This window comes from Corallococcus exiguus (assembly GCF_009909105.1).
In the GTDB taxonomy this organism is placed as follows: Bacteria; Myxococcota; Myxococcia; order Myxococcales; family Myxococcaceae; genus Corallococcus; species Corallococcus exiguus.
In genome coordinates, this window is record NZ_JAAAPK010000002.1 from 57,589 (window position 1) to 83,349 (window position 25,761).

Sequence of the window (25,761 nt, forward strand, 5' to 3'; positions counted from 1 at the left end):
CGAGTGGGGACGGGCCCTTGCTGGAGCAAGGGTCGTTCCACCCGAGTGGCTGAGGCCCGCTCAGAGTGCCTTCGCGCCCGCGCACGACAAGGTTGTCAGAGCTCGCGCCCGCGGATGCCGGACACAGGTGTCACACGCGCCGTTCGGCGATCGCCGCGAGCTGCGCCGTGACGGTGCCCCAGCCTTCGTGGAAGCCCAGGTCATGGTGCATGTTTCTGTCCGCGCTGTTCTTGTGCATCACGTGGGCGTTGTAGTCGGTGCCCTGCGGATGATCCTTCAGCGTGATGATGGCGGTCATGAGCGGCATGCCGGACACGTCCGCGGGCCGCCAGCCGGCGACCATCACGTTCGTGAACACGATGCGCTTGAGCGAGTCGACGGCGAGGAAGCACGCGCTGAGGTGAGGCCCGAAGTCGCTGGTGGCCGTCTCGCTGAAGTGCGTCACCAGCGCGCCGCCGGGCCGCAGGTCCATCTCCAACACCTTGCACCGCGACGGCGCGGGCACCCACCACTGCTCGAAGCTGGCAGGGTCCGTCCAGGCCTTCCAGACGACAGCGCGCGGCGCCTTGATGATGCGCGAGATGCTCAGGTCGAGCTCGGGATTCAGGGCAGGGGACATTCGACTCACTCCTTGGATGATGCGGCGGTGACAAACTGCTCGAGCCGGTCCGTGCGGGCCTCCCAGAGGGCGCGCTGAGCGGACAGCCACGACTCCACGGCGCCGAAGGGCTTCTTCTCCAGCGCGCACGTGCGCACACGCCCTTCCTTGTGCGTGCGGATGAGCCCGCTGTCCTCCAGGAAGTGGATGTGCTTCATGAAGGACGGCAAGGCCATGTCGAAGGGCTTCGCCAGGTCACTGATGCTGGCGGGGCCCTTTCCCAGACGCGCAATCACCGCCCGGCGGGTCGGATCCGCGAGCGCCTGGAAAATTCCATTCAGCGTTTCCGGATGCTTTTCCACGAGGCTAAGTAACGTCTTCAGACACTTAGCGCAAGAGCTAAGTGATGAAGTGGCCTTTTGTGATAGCCGGGCCCAAACCCCTGGAGGCGCAATGTCGAACTGGAGTGCCTGGCTGTTCCCCTGCCTTGCCTTGCTGACACCTGGATGCATGCCATTGGAGGCGGACGACGTGCGGGAGCCGGAGGCTCAACAGCAGTCGCTGCCGGGCTCGGAGGTCATCGACTTCGCTTCCGCGAGCACGCAGGCGAACACGGACGCGTCGGGCAAGAGCGGCGGCATGGCCGTGCTCAAGGCGAACAGCGCGAACTGCACGGTGGGCGCGTACGCGGACTGCTATGCGCAGTACATCGAGTTCAGCCCCAGCTACACGGGCTCTCTGTCCTTCAATCTCTCCAGCCTCACCCAGGCCGCGCCCACTCCGGCCCAGGTCACCCAGCTCAGCCTGCTGACGAAGTACCAGGGGCCCGGCGTCGCCGCGTCCTACTACCAGTGGCAGCTGTACAGGTTCTCCACCTCCAGCTGGGTCAGCATCGCCAACTCACAGGGGCGCGGCGACTGGGTGTGGACGCCAGCCCTGACGCTCGCGCTCCCCACCACCGAGGCCGCGTCGAACTTCGTGTCGAGCACCGGGGAGATCCGCGCGCGCATCATCAAGGGCGCGGGGACGGACGCGGCGCAGCTGGACAGCCTCCGGCTCCAGGTGGCGTGGGACATCTCCACGACGTGCACCGCTGAAACGGACGCGGCCTTCTGCGCGCGGCAGGGCGCGAGCTGCGGTCAGGTGACCGGCACCGACAACTGTGGACAGGCCCGCACGGTCGCGAGCTGTGGCGCCTGCCAGAGTCCTCAGACGTGCGGCGGTGGCGGCACTCCGAACGTCTGTGGTGAGGCTTCCTCCTGCACGGTGGCGGCCTTCCCCAAGGGCACCACCTGGATGTGGGACCTGGAGCACAACGCCATTCCCACCAACCTCAACGCCCAGGTCTACGTCGTGGACCTCTTCAACACGAGCACCGCGAAGATCCAGGAGTACAAGACCGCCGGCAAGAAGGTGGTCTGCTACTTCAGCGCGGGCTCCTATGAGGACTGGCGGGAAGACGCGAACCAGTTCCCGCAGGACACGTACTGCACCCCCGGGGAGAACTGCGCGCAGTCCGTGCACATCATGGGCGACTGGTGCACGGCCGGCGGCGGCTGTGAGTGGTGGTTGGATCACCGCAAGCAGGGAGTGCGGACGGTGATGACGTCGCGCATGCAGCTGGCGAAGAACAAGGGCTGCGACGCGGTGGAGCCGGACAACATCGACGGCTATTCGCACGACGACGAAATCAACTGCACCGACCAGGCCTGCTGGGGCCTGACGGCGGCGAACCAGCTCGAATACAACCGCTGGCTGGCCACCACCGCCCACTCCCTGTGCCTGGGCATCGCGCTCAAGAACGACGTGGACCAGGTCCCCGCGCTCGCGGACTCCTTCGACTTCGCCATCAACGAGGAGTGCCAGAGGTTCAACGAGTGCGGCGCGTACAAGACCTGGTTCACGAACAAGAACAAGGCGGTCTTCAACGCCGAGTACCGCAAGGACTCGGGCGGGGACATCACCAACTGGACGTCGTGCACGGGCACCGGGGCGACCTGCGCCTGCGGTGAGAGCGGCTTCGCCCAGGGTGACATGCGCACCCTGGTCTTCAGCACCGCGTCGGTCCGTTACGACAACCTCCAGTTCACCTGCTGGTAGCGCGGGCGGGCCGGGGCGGTCCTCCCGCCCCGGCCTTCTCCTCAGTACGAGACGGTCGCGGTGTAGGCGAAGTGGTCGGAGCCGTACTTCTCCAGGCGCTCGGCGGGACCGGTGCCGATGCCCACGCTGACGTAGATCTGATCAATGGGCACGCCGCTGACGCCCGCCGTGTTCAGGTGGTTCATCCCGGGGATGTCCTGCGACAGCGCGCGGTTGAAGTCCCCCACCAGGACGACGGGCAGGCCCCGGCCACGCAGCTCCGCGACGACCTCGCGCACCACGGTGTTGTGCGTCCGCCAGCGGTCCTGACGCTCCGGGTGCTCGCCGTTCCAGGCGCCGGAGATGTAGTGGGTGTTGATGAACGCCAGCTTCTCGCCGGTCGCCAGGTTCTTCAGCACGCCCCAGTTCACGAAGCGCGACGGCGTCACGTTGGCCTCACCGCCGTGCGTGAGGCGGGAGCCGTCGCCCGTCTTCTCGAACTTGTTCTTGCGCCAGGAGATGGCGATGGAATTGCGCGCGTCCAGCCGGCCGTCACCGGGCCGGAAGTGGGCGTAGGCATCCATCGCATCGAGCTTGGAGTGGCCCTCCGCGGTGTCCACCTCCTGCCAGCCGATGATGTCCGCGAGCGGCCTCGTGTTCGCCTGCCCGTGCCACGTGTTGTGCGTCGCGACCGTGGTCGTCGTGGCGGCGAGCGCCGCCGGTGCTGGCTCCTCGGATGGAGCGGGCACGAGCCCCAGCGACAGCAGCAGGCTGAGGACGGCCGACGACAAGAGCTTGAGCATGGTTCCCTCGGAATGCGCGCCAGGGTCATTCCTGGCGCTTCCGTGGGAAGCTAGCTAAAGCAGTTTTCACTGAAAATACTGCGAAGAATGTTTCCGTCAGCCGAGGACGAAGTCCTTGGGGCGCAGCGGCTCCGGCTGGGGCTCTCCCAGCGATTCCAGCATGTTGATCTCGGCCGTGCGGGACATCGCGAGCAGGGGCAGATCGTTGGGAGCTTCTCCGAAGGGCTCCTCCAGCTCCTCGCTCAGGAGGTCCAGGCCGAAGAACGTGTAGGCGATCATGGCCGTGAGCACCGGCGCGAACCAACCCATCGACTCAGCGAGGCCGAAGGGCAGCAGCAGACAGAAGAGGTAGGCCGTGCGGTGCAGGAGCACCGTGTAGGCGAAGGGCAGGGGCGTGAGGCGGATGCGCTCGCAGGCGGTGAAGATGCTCATCATGGAGTGCACCCGTTCGTTCAAGGCGGCCCAGGTGATGTCGGTGAGGCGGCCCTCACGGAGCAGGCGGGCCAGCTCCAGCTGGTGCTCGCGCAGGAGGGCATTCGGGCGGTTGCCGCTGCCCAGGACGCGCGAACGCTCGGGCTCCTCCAGGTGGCGGCCAATGGCCTCTCCGGCGTCTTGCGAGCGAAGGTGCGCGGCGAGCGCATAGGGGAAGGCGATGGTGCGGTGCACCAGTCTTCGTGCCGCCTGCCGTCCCACGACAGGCAGCTCGGCGCGTCCGTCGTCCAGCAGTGCGATGGTCGCGTGGGTGAAGGCGCGCACCTCGATGATGAGCGCGCCCCACTGCTTCCGTCCCTCCCACCACCGGTCGTAACAGGCGTTGTTGCGGAAGCCGAGGAAGATGGAGAGCGCGATGCCGAGCAGCGATAGCGGTGCGGGCGAGGTGATGGGAAGCCGGATGTAGCCCTGCTTGAGCGTCAGGACGACCAGCGTGGCGAGCGCCGCGACCCCCAACACGTGAGGAAGGACGCGCGGGAGGATGGTTCCGCGCACGACGAACAGGAGCTTGAAGAAGCCAGGACGGGGACGGACGATCACAGGCGCGTCTCGTGCCCCAAATCCCCAACTGCCGCAAGCGGTCCTCGCTGTGACGCCGGGAATGACCCTTGTTCATCCCGGGTGCGCCGTCGCCCTAGACTGCCTCCCTCCTGGAGGCTGAATGCACCCGAAGAGATTTCACCGGTTCCCCATGTCCACGTTGCGCTCCCTGACCGTGGGGGTCGCGCTGGTGTGCGCCGCTGGCTGCTCGGACGATGAGGGCGTGGACGTGCCCAATCCGCTGACCAACCCGAAGGACGGTCCCCCGGCCGGCAACCCGAACGCCGAGGCGACGTGCACCGTACCCGCCGAGGCGGGGCTCGCGGATGTGTCCCGGCCCACCACCGTCGTCGGGACGGGGACGCCGGCCAGCTGTACCTCGGACGCCTTCGTCAATGCCGTGGCGAAGGGTGGGGTCATCACCTTCGACTGCGGCCCGGAGCCCGTCGTCATCACGCTGGACCGGACGGCGAAGGTCTTCAACGACAAGGGGCCGGAGATCGTCATCGACGGCAAGGGGCTGGTGACGCTCAGTGGCGCGGGAAAGCACCGCATCCTCTACATGAACACCTGCGACCAGGCCCAGGTGTGGACGACCTCTCACTGCCAGGACCAGGACCACCCGCGGCTGACGATCCAGAATCTCACCTTCGTGGACGCCAGCTCCAAGAGTGAGAAGGAGTACGACGGCGGCGGCGCGGTCTGGGTGCGCGGTGGGCGGGTGAAGGTCCTCAACTCCCGCTTCTTCAACAACCTGTGCGCGGACACCGGCCCGGACGTCGGAGGTGCGGCGCTGCGGGTGTTCGACCAGTACGACGACCGGCCTGTCTACGTGGTGAACACGACCTTCGGCGGCAAGGAGGGCTACGGCGGGGTCGGCTCCAACGGCGGCGGCATCAGCAGCATTGGCGTGTCGTGGACGATCATCAACAGCCTCTTCTCCCACAACCGGGCCATCGGCAACGGCGCGAATCCCGCCCAGCCGGGCACGCCGGGTGGTGGCAGCGGCGGGGCCATCTACAACGACGGCAACACGATGACGCTGTCGCTCTGTGGCACGCGAATCGAACACAACGAGGTCAACGCGCACGGCAGCGCCATCTTCTTCGTGACCAATGACCACTCGGGCGACATCCGCATCGACCGCTCGGTCATCCAGAACAACAAGGGCGGCTCCTGGTACGTGACCTATCCGCAGATCTCGAACCATTCGGACACGCCCATCCGGGTGACGAACTCCACGATTGAGTGATGGCCGCCGTGCTAATGCCTTCGGCACGGTGAATCGCCAGCGAATCCGGAGTTGCTGGCGATTGGCCCACTTCTGCCATGCCTGCGTTTCGCAGAGAGGCTTGTCGAGCGTGGGGATGCGCCGCGTCCCCAGGCACTGACGAGAGATCTTGGCGCGTCCGTTGCCTTCCCGTCTGTCTCGGAGTCCCTGACGCCCACCCTCCTGGTAGAGCCTTACCGCTACCACCACCGATGGGACTGCGGAGCCCGCGCCCCTGGACGGAACGCGGGCTGGTGAGCGCTGGGGCCGGAGGGCGCCTCGGCTCAGGGCTCAGTTCCCGTGACGGGAGATCCGGATGTATTTGTCGCTGAGACCACCCGCGATGAGCTTCCCGTCCGACTGGAAGCCGAGGCCTCCGGTCAGGTCATGGCTGTCCACGAAGCCCTCGTACATGAACCCACCGCCGCCCGCGAAGGTGGAGTCCAAAGGTCCCGTCGGGAGGAACCGCAGCAGGGCCGCGTCGTAGTTGTTCCCGCGAGAGGTGAGGCTCGTGTAGCCGCCCGCGACGATCTTCCCGTCCGCCTGGACTGCCAGCCGGGAGATGATGTTGTTGGTAGGACCGAAGCTGAGGTAGGCCTGCCCATTGCCGTTGAAGGTCGAGTCGAACGCGGTGCCGTTCGCGTTCAGCCGGAGGAGCGCCATGTAGTACTGGCTTCCCGAGGGATAGTAGGCATTGCCCCCGACCAGGATCTTGCCGTCGGTCTGCACCGCCACCGCCATGGCCTGGTCGGTGCTCCCGAACACGTCGATCTTCAGAGCGCCTCCACCTCCGAAGGACGAGTCGAGCGCCCCCGAGGCGGTGAATCGCACCAGGCCAAAGTCCGGCGACGCCCCTATCGCGTAGGTGAGCCCCACGGCCAATACCTTGCCGTCCGGCTGCAGGGCCATGTCCGTCATCGAGTCGTTGCGGCCCGAGGGGAAATCGTAGGTTGCCCGGCCTCCGACTCCGAACGTGCTGTCCAGGGCGCCCGTGCTCGTGAACCGGGCCACCACGAAGTCCAGGTTGGTGTTGTTGGAGGAAGACCCCGCCAGGAGGATCCGGCCGTCCGGCTGGATGGCCACATCGATGGCATGGTCAAACATCACGTAATTATAGATGACCAATCCTCCCGAACCGAACGTCGTGTCGGGAGCCCCGCTGGCCGTATAGCGGACCAAGGCGAAGTCCGTCGCCGCCCCCTGGTCTCGCGTGGACGCAATGACAATCTTCCCATCCGGTTGCAGCGCCCCACGCGCGGAACTGGCATTGCATAAGCCCGAGGCGAGCGTCGTCGTCACCAGGCCCATGCCTCCCGCGAAGGTTGTGTCGACCGTCCCATCGGCGTTGTACCGGGCGGCGTACACGCCACAGCCCGTGTTCGTCCGGAAGCTGCCGGTGACCACGATCCGATCGTCTGGCTGCACCAGGACCGAGTCGGTTCCCAGCGTCGCGCCGCTGAGCTCGTAGAGGGCGATGCCCCCCGCGCCGAACGATGGATCGAAGTCACCCGGCGGGACGAAGGAGGCCAGGGAAGGGCTGCTTCCCGCGAGATCGGCGGAAGCGCTCAGGTCCACGACACGGGACGGAGCGCCCGCATGGAGGGTCAGCGGTGCCTTCGCCGTCTCGGCGAAGGCGGTCGTCACTGGCGTGGACAAGGACAAGGCTGCCGTTGCCAGCAACGACGCGGTTCCTCTCGACATAGACACTCCATTGGGACGCCTACGGGTTATGCAGGAGCGGCGTTCGCATGGCTGTCTGGATTCACCAAAACAGTCCAAGGGCCGTGAAGCCTGCTCATTCATATTAACTTTTGAGAATTGGATTTCAAGATGATTCCTGCAGTCCCAGCTGTGCCAGTCACTCGCATCGCCTCAAGGGTCGTTCATGACTCCGTGGGTCTCAACGGAGGGCACTTGGCTGGGTGGAGATTGATGGGCGGGCTGCCGCTGTTGCTCCAGATATGAAGGGGCATGCGAAAAGCCAAGGGTTGAAAATGGGGTGCGTGCCAAAGCTGGACGCCCAGCCTACTTCCGCTGTGGCACGGCCAATCTTTTCTGCGCGGTGGAGCCCAAGGCGGGGTGGCATTTCGTGAAGGCCACACCCAATAGAAAGAGTCCAGCGTTTGCCGAAGCTCTCCAGGACATCGCCAAGAAGTACCCGGAGGCGAACACCATCCACCTGGTGCTGGACAATCTCAGTACCCACAGCCGCCAGGCATGGCAGAAGTGGGCCAATCGCCAGCAACTCCGGATTCGCTGGCGATTCACCGTGCCGAAGGCCCGAGCGAAGTTCCATTACCAACCCGCAGACTTCACCCGGTCATAGGACCAGGTGCCTGCTCTCTATCGTGCAGCTGAAAGACCGTGAGGACAGACCATGGCGAAAGATTGGGCCAGCACCCTGGTTGAACTGTTGACGTCACCTGTCTCATTGGTAACGGACGTCGTGGATGTTCTCATGGACACGCCTGTTCACGAGCGGTTCTCCAATTCCATCAAAACCGATGTTTTTCAGGATTCACACCTGCGAGACCTGGAAAGGGTCAGCACCGACCGAAAGCTCCGCCCTGGAACGATCCTCCGGGTGGGAAGAACAGGCTTTTGGCACTACGGCGTATATATCGGTGGTGATGAAACGGTTCACTTCACCTCGGAGGAAAGTGACACCTCTGAAGACAACCGAGTCATGCGGACCAACATGTCGAAATTCCTCGGTGATGCCGAGGAATTTCAGACATTGAGATTTCCCAAAAAAGTCTGCGGGCAGCGGGTGTATAACGGGAAAGAGACCTGTGCCAGGGCCATCGAAAAAATCGGCTTGGGTGACTACTCCTTTCTCGGTAATAATTGTCAGCACTTTGCCGTCTGGTGCAAGTCCGGAGTCGCGATTTCCGGGCAGACTGTTGTTGTGAATGGAGGCGAATCAGATTCGCCCGTCTATCGCGCCAGGATTGAAGCTTCCACCTCGGCGATGGGGTTGCTGGGCTGGGTCAAAGTTCCGGACCTCATTGAGGTGTTTGGTATTGAAGTGTCAAGAACCCTCTTTGCCTCCAATTACCTGCCGTAGTTGAGAAGACGCGTGGAACGAGCCCTGTACCCTGGTGGCGCGCAAAGGGGGGCGTGCGGCCACCAGCTCATCAGGACAGTTGAGGAGCGAGGCGCCCGCAGCTGCCATCGTCGGCACACACCACCATCAGAACCTGGGGCGAGGACGTCATGGATGGCAGCCGACGTTGCTCGGCGCAGCTGGCTTTGAGTCTTCGAGTAGCGATGCCCAGGCCCGAGCCTTGCCGGCCTTCTCTGACGCAGGTTGGCGCTTCAGCGCAGGCGTCGTTCCTTCGGGGCATGGCGCCATCTGTTACATTCGGCGCCATGCGTGCATGGCTGGGCTTCGTGGTCCTGTTCTGCGCCCTCGGCACTCCGGCCCTGGGCGTCACGGTGGAAAGGGTGCCCCGGCCCGCCGCGGGCTCCTGGACGGTGGACCTCACGCCGTCCCACGTCCTCACTCCAGCCGTGAGGGCGGAGGTCGACGAGATGGCCCGGTCGCTGAACGACCGCGGGCTTGGCCAGCTCATGGTGGTGATGGTGGACACCACGTCGCCCAGGCGCTCGCATGAGTTCGCGCTGGAGCTCTTCAACCGCTGGGGCATCGGTCATCCCGGAAGGGACGACGGCGCGCTGCTCTTCATCGCGTACGCGGACCGCAAGGCGGAGATCATCCTCGGAGATGGGGTCGATGAGCCCGACGACCAGGTGGCCAGCGACGTGGTGATGGCGGAGGAGATCGTGCCTGCCTTCAAGCGTGGCGACCCGAACGAGGCCGTGCGCGGGGGCGCGAAAGGCCTGAAGGAGCTCATCGAGGACTCGCGGCTCAACAACCCTGTCGCCGCCGCCGATGCCCCGAGCGCCGCCAGTGACGATGTCGAGCTCACGGACTGGGACCGGGAGGCGTTCCTGAGCACTCCACGGATACACGTGAGCACAGCGGAGGAGTCCTCCTCGTCACCGAACGTCGGCCTCTTCGCGGGCGCCGCGGGCGTGCTTGGCGCGGCGGGGCTCGCGGGCAGTGCCTGGCTCCGCCGTCGTCCGCGCAAGTGCCGGACGTGCGGCACCCTCCGGGTGCGGTTGGGCGAAGCCGAGGATGACGCCCACCTGGACGCGGGCCAGCGGTCCGAGGAGTCGCTGGGCTCCGTGGACTACGACGTCTGGTGGTGCAGTCCGTGTGAGGACGCGAGCGTCGAGCGCTACGGCCGGTTCTTCTCGGGCTTCAAGCGCTGCAAGCGGTGCAGCTACGTGACGGGCAAGCAGACCTCGCGCACGCTGCGGAGCGCGACCTACGACCACGGTGGCGAAGTGGAGGTGACGGTGCGCTGTGGGCACTGCGACTTCGTGTCCACCTCGCGCCACTCCACGCCCCGACGTACCCGGCCCTCGTCGTCGAGCTCCTCCAGTTCTTCGAGTTCCTCCCGCTCCTCGTCGTCAGGAGGTGGGCGCTCGTCGGGAGGCGGCTCCAGCGGAAGCTGGTAGGGACTCCCGGCCGCTCAGGGGCGCGGTGTCGCCCAGAGGGCGCTGTGGGCCTCCGGCGCGTCCGGGGATTCCTCCGCCGTGTAGAAGTAGGCCGCGACCGTGGCCCGGCCCCGTCCTTCGGGACACGCCAGCGCGGCGGGGTGGCCGTGCCAGTGGGTGTCGCCGTGCGCCATCACGACCAGCCGATCCAGGACCGGAGCAATGCGGGCCTCGCACCGGGAGAGGTCGGCGTTCCACAGCTCCAGGTCGCCGCCCCATTCGGGCTCCCAGCCCGGGTTCAAGTAGTACAGCACCGTGAGCCGCCGTGTGAGCGCACGCATGCGATCGCGGTTGAAGTCGGCGTGGAGCGCCAGATGGCCCCCGCGCAGCGTGAGGTGCAGCCCGGCGCCCCGGAAGTGCGGATCCGCGATGAGCCCCTTGATGCCGGTGATCGTCTCCAGGAAGTCGAGGAACGACAAGCCCGAGAACTCCGCGAGCAGGTGCCGGAGCGCGCCGTGCACGCCCTCGAAGGCCTTGCGCTGAAGCTGTCCCAGGCGGGCCGCCTGTTCCGGATGATCACGGCGCAGCCAGGGGGCCCCGGTCGCGCCTGGAAAGACGCCGGCCAGCTCCGTCGCCAGCCGCTCTCCCAGGAAGCCGTCGATGACGACGTGTGGATGGGGCCGGGCGGCGCCGTAGGTGTCTCGATGCGCCAACCCGAGCGAGCGGAGCGCCGTCCGGCTGAGGAAGAAGCTCGGGCCCAGCAACGGGCCTTCATCGACGGTTGCGACGCTCACGGGACCTCTTCCTCGGGGGGGGCTGGCCGCCGATGATGCCATGCGCACGAAACGCACGTCTCTTCCGGCCTCACCCGGGGGCGTCGCCTTCGGTCTCGAGGAGTGCCGCGAGGAACAACGCATACGTCAGCTCGGCGACGGGCCGACGCTCCCGCCGGGCCTGGAGGCGCAGCGCCTTGGGCAGGGAGCAGGACTGGCCCCGTTCACCGTCGCGCATCTGGACATAGCCTCGCGGGGAGTAGCCCATCACCTGCCAGCCCATTTGACACAGCGCCCGGCTGAGGTCGTCGGTGAGCTGGTGATGGAGGGCGCGAGCGATGGGGACGGGGCGGAAACGCTCGCTCGACCAGCCTTCCGTGTCCTCGTGCCAGCCGCGCGCGCGCAGGTAGTTCACCTTGCGCGCAAGCGACAGTCCGCCGACGTGGCGCTCGAGTTTCATGGGACCCCTTTGGAGCGGGCGTGGAGCATCGCTCCCTTGCCTGGCGTTGCCATATTCCACACACCCACAGCGTCCCCTACAGTCCAAGATTCTCGTTCCACATCGACCGGGACGAACCGCCCCGGAGGCCCGAAGACCATGGCGACGACGACTCGAGTCCCCCAGACGATTGACGCCTACCTGGCGGCCGTATCCGATCCAGCGGCGAAGAAGACCCTGAGCGCCTTGCGCACGCAGCTACGCAAGCTGCTCCCCAAGGCCACCGAGACCATCAGCTACCAGATGCCCGCCTTCAAGGTGGACGGGGACATCGTGGTGGGCTTCGCGTTCTTCAAGAACAACTGCGGCTTCTACCCCGGCAGCGGCAGCGTGGTGCCGGCGCTGAAGTCGGAGCTGGAGGGCTACACCACGTCGAAGAGCGGCGTTACCTTTCCCCCGGACGAACCGCTCCCGGCGAAGCTGGTGAAGAAGCTGGTGCAGGTGCGGCTCGCGGAGATCGCCGCGAGCGCGAAGAAGCCCGCAGCCGCGAAGAAGTCTCCCGCCAAGGGCTTTCAGGTGGGCGTGGTGCGCACGCTGCCCATGACGGCCCCCGCGCTGTGGAAGTGGCTGACGACCGGGGCGGACGCCTGGCTGGGCGCGGGCGCGACGCTGAAGCCCAAAGCCGGCACGCCCTATTCGGTCCCCAAGCGCCGCGGAGCCCCTTCCGTGAGTGGCGAGGTCCGGTCGGTGATTTCAGGCCGGCGCCTTCGCATGACCTGGCAGCCGGAAGGCTGGACGAAGCCGGCGACGTTGCAGTTCACGGTGACGCCCAAGACGAAGGGCGCCTCCCTGCTCGTGCAGATGGAGAATCTCCCGGACGCGGAGACCCGCGAGGCCATGCGCGAGCGCTGGTCGGACATCCTTGCCCGGGTTGCGTAGAGGCCACCGGGGTGGGGGATTGACGTTGCGTCCACCCACCCTGTACCTCCAAGCCCTCACCGCCGAGACGCCGCCCTGGGGGGCTGGCCGGTGGTGGAAGAGGGGACTCACATGCAGGCCGTGGCGAAGTGGGGGGCTCTCCTGGTGGTCCTGTGGTTGGGCCTGGGAGGGTGCTCGGACGCGGGGCGTCCGGGGGCTGGAGTGTCCCAGAAGCAGAGCTCACGCGCCCAGGCGCTCGCGGCGGGGCAGGCCCGGCTCCTGCGCGACATTCACGCGGGAACGGCCGGCACGACCTACGGAAAGAGCGGGGGCGAGGGCCTGCGTGTGGGCCGCACGCTCTTCTATGTCGCATCCGACCTGAGCAACGGGGGCGAACTCTGGAAGAGCGATGGCACCCCCGAGGGCACGGTCCTGGTGAAGGACATCCGGCCGGGGCCCAACAGTTCGAACCTGGCCTACTTCGTGGAAATGGACGGCATCCTCTACTTCTCCGCCACCGACCACTCCGGCGCCGAGCTGTGGCGCAGTGACGGCACCCCGGAGGGGACCTGGCGGGTCAAGGACATCGCCCCGGGGCCCGACAGCGGCGGGCCGAGCTTCCTCTCCCGCGTGGGCCACCAGCTGTTCTTCATCCGCACAAGCGAACTGTGGAAGAGCGATGGCACCGAGGCGGGCACCGTGCTCGTGCGCTCCTTCGAGGGCTCCATCTATGACACCATCGGGGAACCCACCGTCTCGGGCGGGACGCTCTTCTTCTCCGCGAACGAGCCGGGCTACGGCTGGGAGCTCTGGAAGAGCGACGGCACTCCCGAAGGCACGGTCCTGGTGAAGGACATCCAGCCCGGCGAGGGACATTCCCAGCCCACGAACCTGAGGGATGTGAAAGGGACGCTCTTCTTCACCGCGGATGATGGCGTGCACGGCAACGAGCTGTGGAAGAGCGACGGCACGCCCGGGGGCACGGTGCTCATAACGGACGCGCGCCCCGGGGTCGGTGGCCTGTTCATCTACGATCCAGGGGTCGTGGGCGGGACGTACTACTTCGGGAGCGATGGGCTGAAGGGCGAGGGTGTCGAGCTGTGGAAGAGCGACGGGACGCCCGAGGGCACGGGGCTGCTCAAGGACATCAACGAGTGGGACAACAGCTTCCCTCAGTCCTTCATCGAGCTGAACGGGGTGACCCTCTTCATCGCCGAGGGCAAAGGGATCGGGTACGAGCTGTGGAGGACCGATGGTACGCCCGGGGGCACGGTGCTGGTGAAGGACATCTGGCCCGGGGGGTACTCCTCCTTGTCCTGGTCCTACTTCCGGGTGGTGCTGGACGGGGTCCTCTACTTCGTCGCGAATGACGGCGTGTCCGGCATCGAGCTGTGGCGGACCGATGGCACGTCCGACGGCACCTGGCGGGTGAAGGACATCAACCCGGGCTCCGAGGGAAGCGGACCCAGCAAGATGCTGATGCTGGAGGGCCGCCTTTATTTCTTCGCCTTCGACGCAGCGGTGGGCTCGGAGCTGTGGACGAGTGATGGCACCGAGGCCGGCACCGTACGGCTGACGTACCGGGGCCCCGCGACGGTCGGCTCTACTCCCCAGAGCTTCGTGGACATGGGCGGCACGGTGTTCTTCTCCGCGGATGATGGCGTGCACGGCAACGAGCTGTGGAAGAGCGACGGCACGCCCGAGGGCACGGTGCTGGTCAAGGATGTGTCACCGGGCTCGAATGCCTCGTTGCCGGTGGTGCTCACCCGGGTCGGAGAGACGCTCCTCTTCTTCGCCTACACGCCCGCCACGGGCCATGAGCTGTGGAGGAGCGACGGCTCCGCGGCCGGCACGGTGATGGTGAAGGAGATCCGCCCCGGGACGGAGGGGTGTGAATGCAGCGTGCTCGGGGTCTACCAGGGGATGCTCTATTTCCTGGCCCATGATGGCGTGTCCGGCGTGGACCTCTGGCGCAGCGACGGCACCTCCGAGGGCACGGTGAAGGTGCAGGACTGGCCCTACGGCCTGTCCAGCGGCGTCAACCCCGAGCCGGTCCAGATGGGTGGCGTCCTGTACTTCATCCGTTACACCGCGCTGTGGCGCACGGACGGGACGGACGCGGGGACGTGGATGGTGAAGCAGCTCGCCACGGATACGCGCCGTGATGCCTACCAGCTCACCGCCGTGGGGAACCGGCTCTTCTTCCGCTCGTTCGACTACAGCTACGGCTCCGAGCTGTGGACGAGCGACGGCACGCCCGAGGGGACCGCGCAGTTGAAGGACCTCTGGCCCGGCATCTATGGCTCCAAGCCCTCATCGTTCGTGGGCCTGAACGGAAGGGTCTACTTCGCCGCGAACGACGGCATGTCTGGCAACGAGCTGTGGACGAGCGATGGGACGCCCGAGGGCACGGTGAAGGTGAAGGAGCTGGTGCCGGGTTATGGCGGCACCGGGCCCATGTTGCTGACGCGCGTGGGCGGGACGCTCTACTTCGCCGCCACCGACGCTTCAGGCGCCCCCGTGCTGTGGAAGAGCGATGGCACCGAGGCGGGCACCGTGCGCGTCAAGGGACCCATGCCGGGCCTGCTGGGCACCGGAGACCCGATGTCGTTTCTCGCGCTCGAACCCGAAGGCATGTTGCTGTTCGCCGCCGCGGATGCCGCGTCCGGTGTCGAGGTGTGGAGGACGGACGGGACGGAGGCGGGCACCGTGCGAATCACGGACATTGCGCCGGGGCCAGGCTCTTCGCGCCCGCGCATGTTCACGCGCAGCGGCAACCGCATCTTCCTTTCCGCGAATGACGGCTGGACGGGCTTGGAGCCCTGGCTCATCCCCCTGCGGGCGGTGACCGGCCCCGTACCGCCGACCGTCACCTGCCCCGAGGATGTCACCGCCGAGGCCACCGGTGTCGCGGGCGCGGACGTGAGCCTGCCGGAGGCTCGGGCCTCGGACGACACCGCCCCGCCGCAGGTGACGTACAGCCCCGAGTCGGGCAGCACCTTCCCGCCAGGCGACACCCAGGTGTCGGTCACGGCGCAGGATGAGGAGGGGCTCACGGCCACGTGTACCTTCCATGTGCTCGTCCGCGACACCACCGCGCCCCAGCTGACGTGTCCGGAGGACGTCTCCGTCACCGTCGAGGACGAGGCTGGGAACACCGTGGAGTTTCCTCCCGCCATCGCCGTGGATCTCGTCACGGCCTCGCCCGTCCTGACGTACAGCCGGGCTTCGGGCAGCACCTTTCCGCCCGGGACGACGCCCGTCACCGTCACCGCCGAGGACGCCGCGGGCAACCGCGCCACGTGCGACTTCCAGGTGTCGGTGAACGTGAAGCCAGCCCCCTTCGATGCGGGGACGGAGCCGGACGCAGGGATGGAGTTGGACGCAGGGACGGAGGTGGACGCAGGGACGGAGCCGGACGCGGGGATGGAGCTCGACGCAGGGATGGAAGTGGACGCAGGGACGGAGGTGGACGCAGGGACGGAGCCGGACGCTGGCCCGCAGATGCCGGACGCGGGGACGGAGTCGGACGCGGGGACGAAGCCAGACGCGGGTGTGCCGCCCATCCCGGATCCAGATGGCACAGGGTGCGGATGCGCGGCGGGCAGTGGTGTGCCCGTGAGCGCTGTCTGGGGGATGCTGGGGCTCCTCGGCGCGATGGCGGCCCGGCGGCGCTCCATCTCCTGAGCGCCATTCGAGTGGTGCGGACCCGGGATGCCCTGGCCCGTTCCGGCCGGGGCCCCCGTGCTCAGGTCGCATGGGAACCCCGGGTTCATCTACAGGCGGAACTCCTTCTCCAGCAGCTCCGCCGCGCGCGCGGCTCCAGCCTCCGCTCGCAGCTCCATCCGAAGGGCCGCGAGCCGGGTAGCAACAGCCGGGTCCTCCGTGAGCTGTAGCAGCGCGGAGCGCAATGCGTCGGGCGTGGCGTCATCCGTGTCGATCCGCCGCGCGATGCCGAGCGCGACGAGCTGGTCGGCATTGGCGAACTGGTCCGTCGCCTGAGGCACGGCAATCATGGGCACCCCGCAGTACAGGCCTTCCTGCGAGCCGCCCATGCCCGCATGGGTGATGAACGCATCCGCCTGTTCGAGCACCGCCAGCTGTGGCACCCAGCGGTGGACCTCCACGTTGTCTGGGATTGTTCCCAGGTCCTCCAGCGCCACGTGCTTGCCGATCTGCAGCACGACGTGCCAGCCGGGAAGCCCTCCAAAGGCAGCGAGGCATGCGCGGTAGAAAGCGGGCTGGCGGGTAAAGGTCGAGCCGAGCGACACCAGCAGCACCTTCCGCGCGCCTGGCGGACGCTGCCACGAGCCCTGTGCCGAGCGATCCCCGAAGCACGGCCCCACGAAGGTAAAGCGCTTGCGGTCCACCCGGTCCGCCTGGGGTTGGAGCGCGCGTGGGATGAGCACCAGCCCGCGCGCAGGCTTCCCGACGAAGAGCATGGCGTCGGTCTCCGCAACGCCGCACTCCTTCAGCCAGGCGGAGTAGCGCTGGTAATGCGCCACGGCGCGCGGCTCGGTGCGCAGCATCTCCACCATTGCGGCCATGTCCTGCTCGTAGCCTTCCCAGGCGACGGAGGAGGGTGAGAGCTGGACCGCGGGGATGCCCCAGTTCTCTCCGAGGATTCGCGCCGTGGAACAGCCGATGTCGTAGAGGAAGAGATCCGGACGGTCGTGCTCATAGGCCGCGCGCAGCTGCGGAAGCATGGACATGGCGTCATCCAGGAACATGTCCAGCTGTCCCACCAGGTCGTCGGGCCAGCGTGTATCCGGCGCCCCTTCGCGGGGGAGCAGGGAGCGGTAGGGGCGAAGTTCCGCGCCCGTGCGGCTGATGGGCTCGGCGAAGGCCGCGTCGTTGGCGTACGTCACCCGGTGGCCTCGGGACGCCAGCTCCCGGATGAGCTCCAGGCTCGGATTGACGTGGCCATGGGCGGGGATGCTGACCATCGCGATGTGGGCACGGCGAGACATGGCACTCTCCTGGCGGAAGTTGGCGAGACGAACCGTCTCGTTTCGATAAGGTCCGCCGGGAGTGGGTGAATGTCAAGACGAGACGGTCCGTCTCGTTTGATGGTAGGCTGGCGGCCGATGGCTGACCCGAAGACCCCGGAACCGTCCCGCCGCAGTGAGCGCTCCCGCCAGGCCATCCTCACGGCCGCCGTCGAGCTCGTTGGGGAGGTGGGCTATGCGCGTCTGACGGTCGAGGCGATCGCGGCGCGCGCGGGGGTGGGCAAGCAGACCATCTACCGGTGGTGGCCCTCCAAGGGGGCGGTGGTGCTGGACGCCTTCGTGGAGCTGAGCGGCGGCAACCAGCCCGCGGCGCTGCCGGACACCGGCAACCTCAAGTCCGACCTGAGGGCGGTGCTGCGCGCCACGGTGCAAGAGCTCACGGATCCGCGCTTCGAGGTGCCCTCGCGGGCGCTCACCGCCGAGTCCCAGTCGGACCCCGCGCTGGCCCAGCAGTTCGTGGAGGCCGTGCTGCGACCCCACTTGAGGGCGGTCCAGGAGCGGCTGCGCTCGGCACAGCAAGCAGGCCAGGTCGCGAAGGGGGTGGACCTGGACGTCGCGGTGGAGCTGCTCGTCGGGCCGCTCTTCCATCGGTGGCTGCTTCGCACCGCGCCCCTCACGAGCGCGTACGCAGACACCGTGGTGGACCTGGTCATCGCCGCGCTGCGGCCCCTGCCCAAGGGACGCTAGCGGGACCTGGGGCGGCCTTCCGTGCGAAGCGCTGGCGGTAGTAGCGCGTCCACAGGTTCAGTCCCACCACGCCCACCACCGTGGGCCCCAGGAAGATCGCGAGCTGCAGGCCTTCGATGCCCACGTGCCTGGCGTTCACCACCAGGGCGGCGGTGATGGTGCCGATGCCCGAGGCCACCATGGCGGCCATGTGCTGGAACCACCAGTGCATGCGGTCCTGGGGCGGCCGCATCCAGTACCAGAGCCCGGTCAGCCCGGAGAGGATGCCCACCGGCGCGAAGCCCCACAGCAGCGGCACGCCCATCCGCAGTCCGTACGCCTCGGTGAAGAGCCCCATGCACAGCAGCAGCGTGGACAGGCCCACGTCCAGCGGATGCGTGCTCGCTCCGGTGCGCGCCTTCGTCCGGATCACGCGCACCCCCATGGACGCGGAGGCCGCGCTCAGCACCGCGATGTAGATGAAGAAGAGGTCCATGGGCTGCTCGCCCGGCGCCTGGACGAAGCGCCATCCGGAGATGGCCAGCGCGGAGATGGCCGCGGAGATCATGGCGCCCACGTAGGCCCAGCCCACGCGGCGGTGCAGGGCGCCTCCCTTGCGCGCCACCAGGGGCAGCCAGAGCGTGACGAACGCGACGACTCCCGAAGCGATATGGAGCCAGCGGGCGAGCAGATAGAACGACACGGGTGCCTCCGACGTGCTGCGAGTTCGAGAAGCAAGGTACGTGTCGGCGCGTGTGCCTCCATCTGGCGGAAGTCATACGGCCCGCATGTGACTTCCGGCACATGGCCCCTGCGTCCCGGGTGGCCTAGGGTCCTCCGCCATGCCCGCGCGGTCTGCCGTGACGAAGCCCGCCACCACCCATCGCATGCTGCTCGTCGCCGGGATGCTGACCTGGGCCGTGGTCGGCTTCGCGCACGTCGAGGACCTGGCGCGTGTGCCCGCGCGATGGATGGCTCCGGACACGCTGCTGTGGGGCCTCGCGCTCCTCACCTTCGGTGGGACCTTCTGGTTCCAGACGCGGGTGCAGGGCCGGGGAGAGCTGCCGCTGCTCGTCGCGCAGACGCTCGCGGCGCTCGTCTGCCTTGCCACGGGGGAGAGTGGGCTGGACGGCGCGCTGCTCGCCATCACCGCCGGGCAGGTGCCGGAGATCCTCTCCCAGCGCCGGGCGCTGACATGGGTGGGGGCCCAGGTCCTGGGCATGCTCGTCGTGTTCGCGGTCCAGCACCCGCTGGTCCAGGCCCTGGTGCAGACGCTCCTCTACACCGGCTTCCAGGGCTTCACGTTCGGCACCTCGCTGGTGATGGTCCGGGAGGCCGAGGCCCGCCGCGAGCTGGCCCGGGTCCACGCGGAGCTCCAGGCCACCCAGGTGCTGCTCGCCACGCGTGAGCGCGAGGGCGAGCGGTTGCGCATCGCCCGCGAGCTTCACGACTCCGTGGGGCACCACCTCACCGCGCTCAGCCTCAACCTGGAGGCCGCCGCGTACACCGCGAAGGATACGGCCGCCGCCGAACACCTGCGCCGCGCGCGAGAGACCGCCCGCACGCTCCTGTCCGAGGTGCGGCGCACGGTGACGGAGCTGCGCGAGGCGCCCATGCCGCTCCTGCCTTCGCTGCGCGCGCTCGCGGAGGGAGCCCCTGGACTCTCCGTCCACCTGGACGTCCCCGGCGAGCTGGCTCTGGAGTCCACCGAAGCGGCGCACTCGCTGTTCCGCTGCGTGCAGGAGGTCCTCACCAATACGCTGCGCCACGCCGGGGCCCGCAACCTGTGGATTGTCATTTCGCCCACGGAGGACGGCGGGGTGCGGGTGCATGCGCGAGATGACGGAAGTGGCGCGGCGGGGGTGACGCCCGGCGCGGGGCTCACCGGCATGCGGGAGCGGTTCACCCGGCTGGGCGGGCGCGTGGAGTGGCGCGCGACGGCGGGGCAGGGGCTGGAGTTGGAGGCGTGGCTGCCGGCCACGCAGGAGCGTGGGGTGGGGACATGAACACGGTCCGCCTGGTGCTCGCGGATGATCACGCCCTGGTGCGCCAGGGCTTGCGCAGCCTGTTGGAGCTCACGCCCGACCTGCGGGTGGTGGGTGAGGCCTCGGACGGCGAGGAGGCGCTGCGCAAGGTCGCGGAGCTGAACCCGGACGTGGTGCTCCTGGACGTACGCATGCCACGCATGACGGGACTGGAGGCCCTGCGTGCGCTGCGCCTCACGGACGCGGGCCGGCGCGTGGTGCTGCTCACGACCTTCGACGAAGACGCCGTCCTCATCGAGGCCCTCCGCCTGGGAGTGCAGGGCTTCCTCCTCAAGGACGTGTCCCTGGAGGAGCTGGCGGAGGCCATCCGGCGCGTCGCCTCCGGTCAGACGCTGCTGCCGCCAGGAGTCGCGGAGCGCGTGGCGCGCGGCATGGCGGAGCTGCCCCGCGACTTCCCCCACGCGGACCTGCCGGAGGGACTCACCCGCCGCGAGGTGGAGGTGCTGCGCCTCATCGCGCGGGGACTGAGCAACCGGGAGATCGCCGACGCGCTGGGGACAGCGGAGGGGACGGTGAAGAACCAGACCTCCAGCATCCTCTCCAAGCTGGGCGTGAGGGACCGCACCCGCGCCGTGCTCCGCGCCATGGAGCTGGGCTGCCTCTAGGCGCGGAGCGGTGGGCGGGGCACGGCGCGGAGGAGTCGGCCGGCACCACGCAGATGAAGAGATGGCCCACGGCCTCACCGTCGTGGCCTGCCCCTCGTAGGTCTTCTTGTTCGTGCTGTTGGCTGAAAATGAGGCAGCCCGCACCCACCGCCAGCAAGGGGCATGTCTGGACTTTCGAACCGCGTCCGTCGAGAGCGGCCGGTCCTGGACATGGAGTCTGTCCAACCCCGGACGTCACGACGTGAGGAGGCAAGCGTCCAGGGCACGTGGAAGTCCGGTCCTGGATGGGCGGCCATTCCCGTGGGGGCATTGGGAGGGTCCGCTTGCGCCCATACCCTTTCAGGCCACATCGACCTGAAGCGAGGACCCCCGATGTCAAACCCCCGCTGCTCGTGCCGCTCTCGTTGGATCCGTCTCCCGGTCTTGGTGCTTTCGCTGCTGCTGTGCAGTGCATGTGAGGCTGTGGGTCGGATCGAGTCCCCTGAAGTGCAGGCGCTTCCCATGGAGCCTGCTTCTGCCCCCGAAGAAGATGCGCTTCCCGCGACGCCCCCCACGCTGCCTCCGACTCCCGCGGGGCTTCGGCCCGTCGCGGTCTGGGAGGGGATGTTCGTGGAGGAGTGGGGCCGCGAGCACATGCAGACCTTCCTGCCCTGGAGCAACTCACGCGACAGCTGGGACTTCTACAACCTCGCCTACGGCCTGGACGCCAACACCGCGATGTACCGGGCCACCGGGAAGCGGGCGTACCTGGACCGGGCCCTGCTCTACGTCAACAACCTGGTGGCCTCCGCCCGCGTCTCCTCGGCGCTTCCCCAAAGCCAGTTCAAGGACGGATACCTGGGCTGGTCCTCGACCCTGACGTCCCCCGCCGGGCAGGAGGTGCCGCTCTATGAGAGCTATTGCTGGCGCTACGTGACGCGCATGCTGCGCATCATCCGCGAGACGCCGGACCTCTACGGCTCCAGCAACTACCGCAGGCAGTACGACCGGCTGCTGGCGTTCACGGAGCGGAACATCTTCGACAAGTGGTTCCTGCGCGGGGCGAACGACTTCGTCTACCGCAACCGCACGCACATGGCCGCGCACTGGGCCTTCATCGCCATGGACCTGTCGCGGATGACCACCGACCCGGAGCGGAAGGCCCGCTACCTGGAGGTCTTCAGCAACATCAACCACGGCATGCCGAACTTCCCGTCCTCGCTGCGCGACAAGATCGCGCCCAACCCCGACCACCCGGCGGCCTGGTTCTGGAACGACAAGTGGGACACCAACGCCCAGCCCGGCCAGGACGTGGCGCACGCGAACAACGTGGTGGCCTTCATCGTCGAGGCCCACGACGCGGGCATGGAGTGGACGGACGCGGACATCCGCAGGTTCGTCGCGACGCTCAACACCGTCATCTGGCCCTCGCCCAGGGTGTATGCGGAGTTCGTGGACGGCACCGGGCCGGGGGATGGCTGGTTCAACGACGGGCTGATGAAGCTGGGCCGTTACGACGTCAACCTCCAGCGCCGGCTGGAGCAGCACCGCGTGGGCCAGAACAGTCAGTTCTTCGCCAACGGTGCGCTCAACGTGCGGATGCTGTCCGAACAGGCTGTGCAGTAGGTGGGGGAGGGGGGCCCCGTCCTCGGACAGAGGACGGGGCGCGGTTTCGGAACCGTCAGCGGACCGTGCGGGCCGCCGGGAACATGCGGACCAGCAGGGCCGCCAGCGCGGAAGCCGTCGCCAGCAGCGTCACGCCCACCCAGCCCCACTGGGACAACACGAGGCTGCCGCTCGCCGCGCCCACGGACATGCCGATGAACACGCCGGCGAACAGCAGGGCGTTGAGGCGGCTGCGTGCGGCGGGCTCGATGCCGAAGACCAGCGTCTGGTGCGCCACGAGCGTCACCTGCGCACCCAGGTCGAAGCCAATCGCGCTGGCGCCAATCAGCCACAGCCGGTGATGGGGCTCGAGCCACGGCGCCGCGAACATCGTGGCGAAGGAGAGGACGGTCAGACCGGCGCCCAGGCGGGTGACGACCTCCGGCCCGTAGCGATCCGCGATGCGGCCCGCCACCGGAGCGCCCAACGCCCCCGCCGCGCCCGCCAGACCGAAGGCACCCGCGGCCGCGCTCCCCAGGTGGAACGGGGCGCCATGCAGCATCACGGCGAGGGTGGACCAGAACGCGCTGAAGCCAATGGAGATGAGTCCCTGGGCCAGCGCCGCCCGGCGCAGGGCGCCATGCTTGCGCCACAGGCCCGCCAGGGAGCCGAGCAGGGCGCCGTAGGAGAGCGTGTTGGTCGGATGGAAGCGGGGCAGGCCGCGCCAGGCCGCCACGCCGACGAAGGCCACGCTGGCGGCGGCGACCATGAACATGGCGCGCCAGCCGAAGCGCTCGGCGACCACGCCGCTGATGACCCGGGACAGGAGGATGCCGAGCAGCAGGCCCGTCATCACCGTGCCCACCACCTTGCCGCGCTCGTGCTCGGAGGCCAGGGTCGCCGCGGCCGGGACGATGTCCTGCGCCACGGTCGCCGTCAGGCCCACGGTGAAGCTCACCACCAGCAGCAGTTGGATGTCCGGAGCCAGTCCGCCCAGCAGCAGGGCCACGCTCAGCAGCGCGGCCTTGATGAGGATGATGCGGCGCCGGTCGAAGCGGTCACCCAGCGGCGTCAGCAGCAGGATGCCCAGCGCGTAGCCCAGCTGCGTGAGCATGGGCACCAGACCCACCGCGGTGTCGGAGGCGCCGAGCGTGGCCCCCATCACCCCCAGCATCGGCTGGCTGTAATAGATCGCCGCCACCGACAGGCCGGCGCTCGCGGCCAGCAGCAGGCGCAGACCGTGCGACAGGGAGTTGCTGGCGGCGGAGACCGGTGAGGGGAGGGCGCCATTTCCGGCGGTCCCATGTACGGCGCGAATGAAGGACATGATGTTCACCTCGGGTGATGCGCGATGAGGTGACAGTGCGCCAGAGGGGGAGGGGACGGTAGACGCCTGCTCCGTACAGCGGTTATACGCGTTGCGTATCACCATGCCCAACCTCTCGAAGCCTGCCCGTCGGCGTGGGTCGCCGCCGAAGATTCCCACGTCCGCCAGCGCCGACCGGCTGGAGCTGATGCAGACGTTCATCCGCATCGTGGACGCCGGGAGCCTGTCCTCCGCCGCCGCGCAGCTGGGCACCACGCAGCCGACGGTGAGCCGCCGGCTCCAGGCGCTGGAGCGTTCACTGGGGCTGCGGCTGCTCCAGCGCTCCACCCACGCGATGAAGCTCACCGAGGACGGGACGCGCTGCTACGAACGGGCGAAGGAGCTGCTGGCCAGCTGGGACATGTTCGAGTCCGACCTGCGCGGCGCGAGCGACGAACCCGAGGGCACCCTGCGCGTCGTGGTGCCTCACGCCTTCGGTCAGGAACTGCTGGTGGACCCGCTGACGGAATACCTGGGCCGCTACACGCGGGTCTCCGTCGAATGGCTGCTGCATGACCGGGCCGTGGACTTCATCGCGGACGGCATCGATTGCGCGCTCCACGTCGGCGAGGTGAAGGACCCCAGCGTGGTGGCGATCCGCGTGGCGGAGGTGCCTCGCATCGTCGTGGCCGCGCCCTCGGTGCTGACAGGGGGACGCGTACCGGTGCATCCCGATGAGCTCGCGAGGCTGCCCTGGCTGTCCCTGCGCACGTTCTATCGCAACGAAATCTCACTCACCCATGTGGCCACCGGTGAGGTCCAGCCCATCGTCTTCCAGCCGCGCGTGAGCACGGACAGCCTCTACGCGCTGCGCAGCGCCGCGGTGAAGGGCCTGGGCGTATGCGTGGGCTCGTCCTGGGTGCTTCGAGAGGACCTCCAACGCGGCCGGCTTGTGCACCTGGTACCGCGATGGCAGGCGGCTCCGCTGCCCATGTACCTGCTCTATCCCGCCGCGCGCTTCCATCCGGCGAGGCTGCGCAGGTTCGTGGAGTGGATGCGGGAAAGGATTCCAGCGGCCCTGGCGGTGGCCACGAGCGCGGGATGAGCCAGCTCTTTTCTGGACAGACTTGACATACGGAAGGTGAATCCAGTGCGTAACTCCTACCAGATGCAAAGGACTCCAGGATGCATAAGAAGCTGCTTGGCTTTGGCTTGGGATTGGCGTTGCTGACGGGAAGCACCGCGGCGTGGGCGGGAGGCAAGGGCTACTCCCCCGTCTACATCAGCGTCTTGTCCCGCTACGCCACTGGGAGCATGGGAGATGCACGCAACTCCACGGACACCCTGCAGGGCATCAGCATCACCTTTGATGCCTCGAGCAACTCGGAGTTCGCCTACGTCAATATCAGTGACTCGACCGGTCTCTGGGCCTTCTGCTCCACTTCCAGTTCCACCATGATCTCGGCCATGAAGGCGGTGAACAGCGACGCGCGTGTCACCGTCAGTTGGGATCAGAACGGGGTTTGCACCAGCTTCACCGTGGACAACAGCTCCTGGTCCAGCCCCAAGCTTCCGTAACCGCGCATGTCCCTGCCCACCATCGGACGTCAGTTGGGACTGATGCTGCTCGCCGGAATGGCGGGCATGGGGCTGGCGCGCTGGATCGCCTCCGCGCCGCTGGATGAGGAGGCGCTGCGGCGGCTGGAGCGACAGGAGGCCCGGTGGGAGGCGCTGGCGCGCAGGCTGGAGGCATCCACTCCAGCGCCCCCGTCATGCCCCGGAGTCGCGGCACAGGACGTCGCGGCGACGCGGGAAGACCTGCGCCGGATGCTCCAGGAGGAGCTCCGCACGGCCCTCGCCTGCGTCCCGGCGGGCGAGCCCGAAGCGAAGAAACCGGAGGCCGCGCCCGCGTCGCCGGAGAGCCTGGCCCTCCAGGCGGAGGCCCATCAATGGATGGACGCACGCCTTGCCTCCGGCCGATGGGGCAACGCGCAGCGCGAGGAGCTCCGCGCCTACCGCCAACGACTGACAGGCGCCCAGTACCACGAGCTGTTCAAGAAGCTGGCGGTCGAGGTCAACAGTCAGAGGCTGCGCGTCGAAACGACGGACGGTCCTCCCTTCTGAGGGC

The 25,761-nt window shown here is 67.8% G+C and carries 24 protein-coding genes; 14 read left to right on the forward strand and 10 right to left on the reverse strand.

The window, feature by feature from the left end:
• Positions 1-130: 130 nt before the first annotated feature.
• Both GTZ93_RS06775 and GTZ93_RS06780 read right to left on the reverse strand, forming a co-directional pair.
• The gene (locus GTZ93_RS06775) at positions 131-619 is read right to left on the reverse strand and encodes an SRPBCC family protein (RefSeq protein WP_139914793.1); all 489 of its coding nucleotides are present in this window, start codon (positions 617-619) and stop codon (positions 131-133) included.
• 5 nt (positions 620-624) lie between these two features.
• The gene (locus GTZ93_RS06780; RefSeq protein ID WP_139914792.1) at positions 625-960 is read right to left on the reverse strand and encodes an ArsR/SmtB family transcription factor; all 336 of its coding nucleotides are present in this window, start codon (positions 958-960) and stop codon (positions 625-627) included.
• A 148-nt stretch (positions 961-1,108) separates the two neighbouring features.
• Between GTZ93_RS06780 and GTZ93_RS06785 the strand changes: the two genes are divergently transcribed.
• Positions 1,109-2,698, forward strand: a complete 1,590-nt coding sequence (locus GTZ93_RS06785) for an endo alpha-1,4 polygalactosaminidase (protein ID WP_161662686.1) — start codon at positions 1,109-1,111, stop codon at positions 2,696-2,698.
• Positions 2,699-2,739: 41 nt separating this feature from the next.
• Here GTZ93_RS06785 and GTZ93_RS06790 read toward each other — a convergent pair whose 3' ends face one another.
• Together GTZ93_RS06790 and GTZ93_RS06795 are read right to left on the reverse strand one after the other, a co-directional pair.
• Positions 2,740-3,480: an endonuclease/exonuclease/phosphatase family protein gene (locus GTZ93_RS06790; protein ID WP_139914790.1), complete on the reverse strand. Its 741-nt coding sequence runs from the start codon at positions 3,478-3,480 to the stop codon at positions 2,740-2,742.
• Between the two features lie 96 nt (positions 3,481-3,576).
• Positions 3,577-4,512, reverse strand: coding sequence for a bestrophin family protein (locus GTZ93_RS06795; protein WP_126933972.1), 936 nt, complete (start codon positions 4,510-4,512; stop codon positions 3,577-3,579).
• 121 nt (positions 4,513-4,633) lie between these two features.
• Between GTZ93_RS06795 and GTZ93_RS06800 the strand changes: the two genes are divergently transcribed.
• Positions 4,634-5,764 carry a hypothetical protein gene (locus tag GTZ93_RS06800; RefSeq protein ID WP_139914789.1) on the forward strand — a complete coding sequence of 377 codons (1,131 nt, stop codon included), beginning with the start codon at positions 4,634-4,636 and terminating at the stop codon, positions 5,762-5,764.
• 309 nt (positions 5,765-6,073) lie between these two features.
• Here GTZ93_RS06800 and GTZ93_RS06805 read toward each other — a convergent pair whose 3' ends face one another.
• Positions 6,074-7,483, reverse strand: coding sequence for a delta-60 repeat domain-containing protein (locus tag GTZ93_RS06805; protein WP_161662687.1), 1,410 nt, complete (start codon positions 7,481-7,483; stop codon positions 6,074-6,076).
• Positions 7,484-7,781: 298 nt separating this feature from the next.
• On the opposite strand from GTZ93_RS06805, the gene GTZ93_RS06810 reads away from it, so the two are divergent.
• From GTZ93_RS06810 to GTZ93_RS06820, 3 genes are all read left to right on the forward strand, one after another.
• Entirely contained in the window at positions 7,782-8,108 is a 327-nt protein-coding gene (locus GTZ93_RS06810; RefSeq protein WP_139914787.1) for a transposase, read from the forward strand.
• 51 nt (positions 8,109-8,159) lie between these two features.
• Complete coding sequence (locus GTZ93_RS06815; protein ID WP_139914786.1) at positions 8,160-8,849, forward strand: lecithin retinol acyltransferase family protein; 690 nt, start codon at positions 8,160-8,162, stop codon at positions 8,847-8,849.
• A 305-nt stretch (positions 8,850-9,154) separates the two neighbouring features.
• Positions 9,155-10,309, forward strand: coding sequence for a TPM domain-containing protein (locus GTZ93_RS06820; RefSeq protein ID WP_121751526.1), 1,155 nt, complete (start codon positions 9,155-9,157; stop codon positions 10,307-10,309).
• A 14-nt stretch (positions 10,310-10,323) separates the two neighbouring features.
• Here GTZ93_RS06820 and GTZ93_RS06825 read toward each other — a convergent pair whose 3' ends face one another.
• Entirely contained in the window at positions 10,324-11,082 is a 759-nt protein-coding gene (locus GTZ93_RS06825) for a 2OG-Fe(II) oxygenase (RefSeq protein ID WP_120574738.1), read from the reverse strand.
• A gap of 70 nt (positions 11,083-11,152) precedes the next feature.
• Positions 11,153-11,521 carry a hypothetical protein gene (locus GTZ93_RS06830; RefSeq protein WP_120574737.1) on the reverse strand — a complete coding sequence of 123 codons (369 nt, stop codon included), beginning with the start codon at positions 11,519-11,521 and terminating at the stop codon, positions 11,153-11,155.
• Positions 11,522-11,659: 138 nt separating this feature from the next.
• Between GTZ93_RS06830 and GTZ93_RS06835 the strand changes: the two genes are divergently transcribed.
• Both GTZ93_RS06835 and GTZ93_RS06840 read left to right on the forward strand, forming a co-directional pair.
• Positions 11,660-12,439: a DUF1801 domain-containing protein gene (locus GTZ93_RS06835; protein WP_139914785.1), complete on the forward strand. Its 780-nt coding sequence runs from the start codon at positions 11,660-11,662 to the stop codon at positions 12,437-12,439.
• A gap of 111 nt (positions 12,440-12,550) precedes the next feature.
• On the forward strand, positions 12,551-16,105 hold the full coding sequence (locus GTZ93_RS06840) for an ELWxxDGT repeat protein (protein ID WP_139914784.1): 3,555 nt from the start codon (positions 12,551-12,553) through the stop codon (positions 16,103-16,105).
• Positions 16,106-16,194: 89 nt separating this feature from the next.
• Here GTZ93_RS06840 and GTZ93_RS06845 read toward each other — a convergent pair whose 3' ends face one another.
• A complete protein-coding gene (locus tag GTZ93_RS06845; protein ID WP_139914783.1) occupies positions 16,195-17,388 on the reverse strand; it encodes a macrolide family glycosyltransferase in 1,194 nt (397 codons plus the stop codon).
• Positions 17,389-17,505: 117 nt separating this feature from the next.
• On the opposite strand from GTZ93_RS06845, the gene GTZ93_RS06850 reads away from it, so the two are divergent.
• Entirely contained in the window at positions 17,506-18,114 is a 609-nt protein-coding gene (locus GTZ93_RS06850) for a TetR/AcrR family transcriptional regulator (RefSeq protein ID WP_139914782.1), read from the forward strand.
• Here GTZ93_RS06850 and GTZ93_RS06855 read toward each other — a convergent pair.
• Positions 18,077-18,796: a DUF2306 domain-containing protein gene (locus tag GTZ93_RS06855; protein ID WP_139914781.1), complete on the reverse strand. Its 720-nt coding sequence runs from the start codon at positions 18,794-18,796 to the stop codon at positions 18,077-18,079. The genes GTZ93_RS06850 and GTZ93_RS06855 overlap by 38 nt on opposite strands.
• 139 nt (positions 18,797-18,935) lie before the next feature.
• Between GTZ93_RS06855 and GTZ93_RS06860 the strand changes: the two genes are divergently transcribed.
• From GTZ93_RS06860 to GTZ93_RS06870, 3 genes are all read left to right on the forward strand, one after another.
• Positions 18,936-20,099, forward strand: a complete 1,164-nt coding sequence (locus GTZ93_RS06860) for a sensor histidine kinase (RefSeq protein ID WP_139914780.1) — start codon at positions 18,936-18,938, stop codon at positions 20,097-20,099.
• A complete protein-coding gene (locus GTZ93_RS06865) occupies positions 20,096-20,743 on the forward strand; it encodes a response regulator (protein WP_139914778.1) in 648 nt (215 codons plus the stop codon). The genes GTZ93_RS06860 and GTZ93_RS06865 overlap by 4 nt, the downstream gene beginning before the upstream one ends.
• A gap of 501 nt (positions 20,744-21,244) precedes the next feature.
• The gene (locus tag GTZ93_RS06870) at positions 21,245-22,348 is read left to right on the forward strand and encodes a hypothetical protein (protein WP_257978885.1); all 1,104 of its coding nucleotides are present in this window, start codon (positions 21,245-21,247) and stop codon (positions 22,346-22,348) included.
• Positions 22,349-22,403: 55 nt separating this feature from the next.
• Here GTZ93_RS06870 and GTZ93_RS06875 read toward each other — a convergent pair whose 3' ends face one another.
• On the reverse strand, positions 22,404-23,654 hold the full coding sequence (locus tag GTZ93_RS06875; protein ID WP_139914774.1) for an MFS transporter: 1,251 nt from the start codon (positions 23,652-23,654) through the stop codon (positions 22,404-22,406).
• A gap of 103 nt (positions 23,655-23,757) precedes the next feature.
• Between GTZ93_RS06875 and GTZ93_RS06880 the strand changes: the two genes are divergently transcribed.
• The 3 genes from GTZ93_RS06880 (at position 23,758) to GTZ93_RS06890 (ending at position 25,757) form a co-directional block, all read left to right on the forward strand.
• Entirely contained in the window at positions 23,758-24,738 is a 981-nt protein-coding gene (locus GTZ93_RS06880) for a LysR family transcriptional regulator (RefSeq protein ID WP_257978884.1), read from the forward strand.
• A gap of 80 nt (positions 24,739-24,818) precedes the next feature.
• A complete protein-coding gene (locus tag GTZ93_RS06885; RefSeq protein ID WP_139914772.1) occupies positions 24,819-25,211 on the forward strand; it encodes a hypothetical protein in 393 nt (130 codons plus the stop codon).
• A gap of 6 nt (positions 25,212-25,217) precedes the next feature.
• Positions 25,218-25,757 (forward strand): hypothetical protein, encoded by a 540-nt coding sequence (locus GTZ93_RS06890; protein ID WP_139914771.1) that lies wholly within the window; start codon positions 25,218-25,220, stop codon positions 25,755-25,757.
• Positions 25,758-25,761 lie beyond the last annotated feature (4 nt).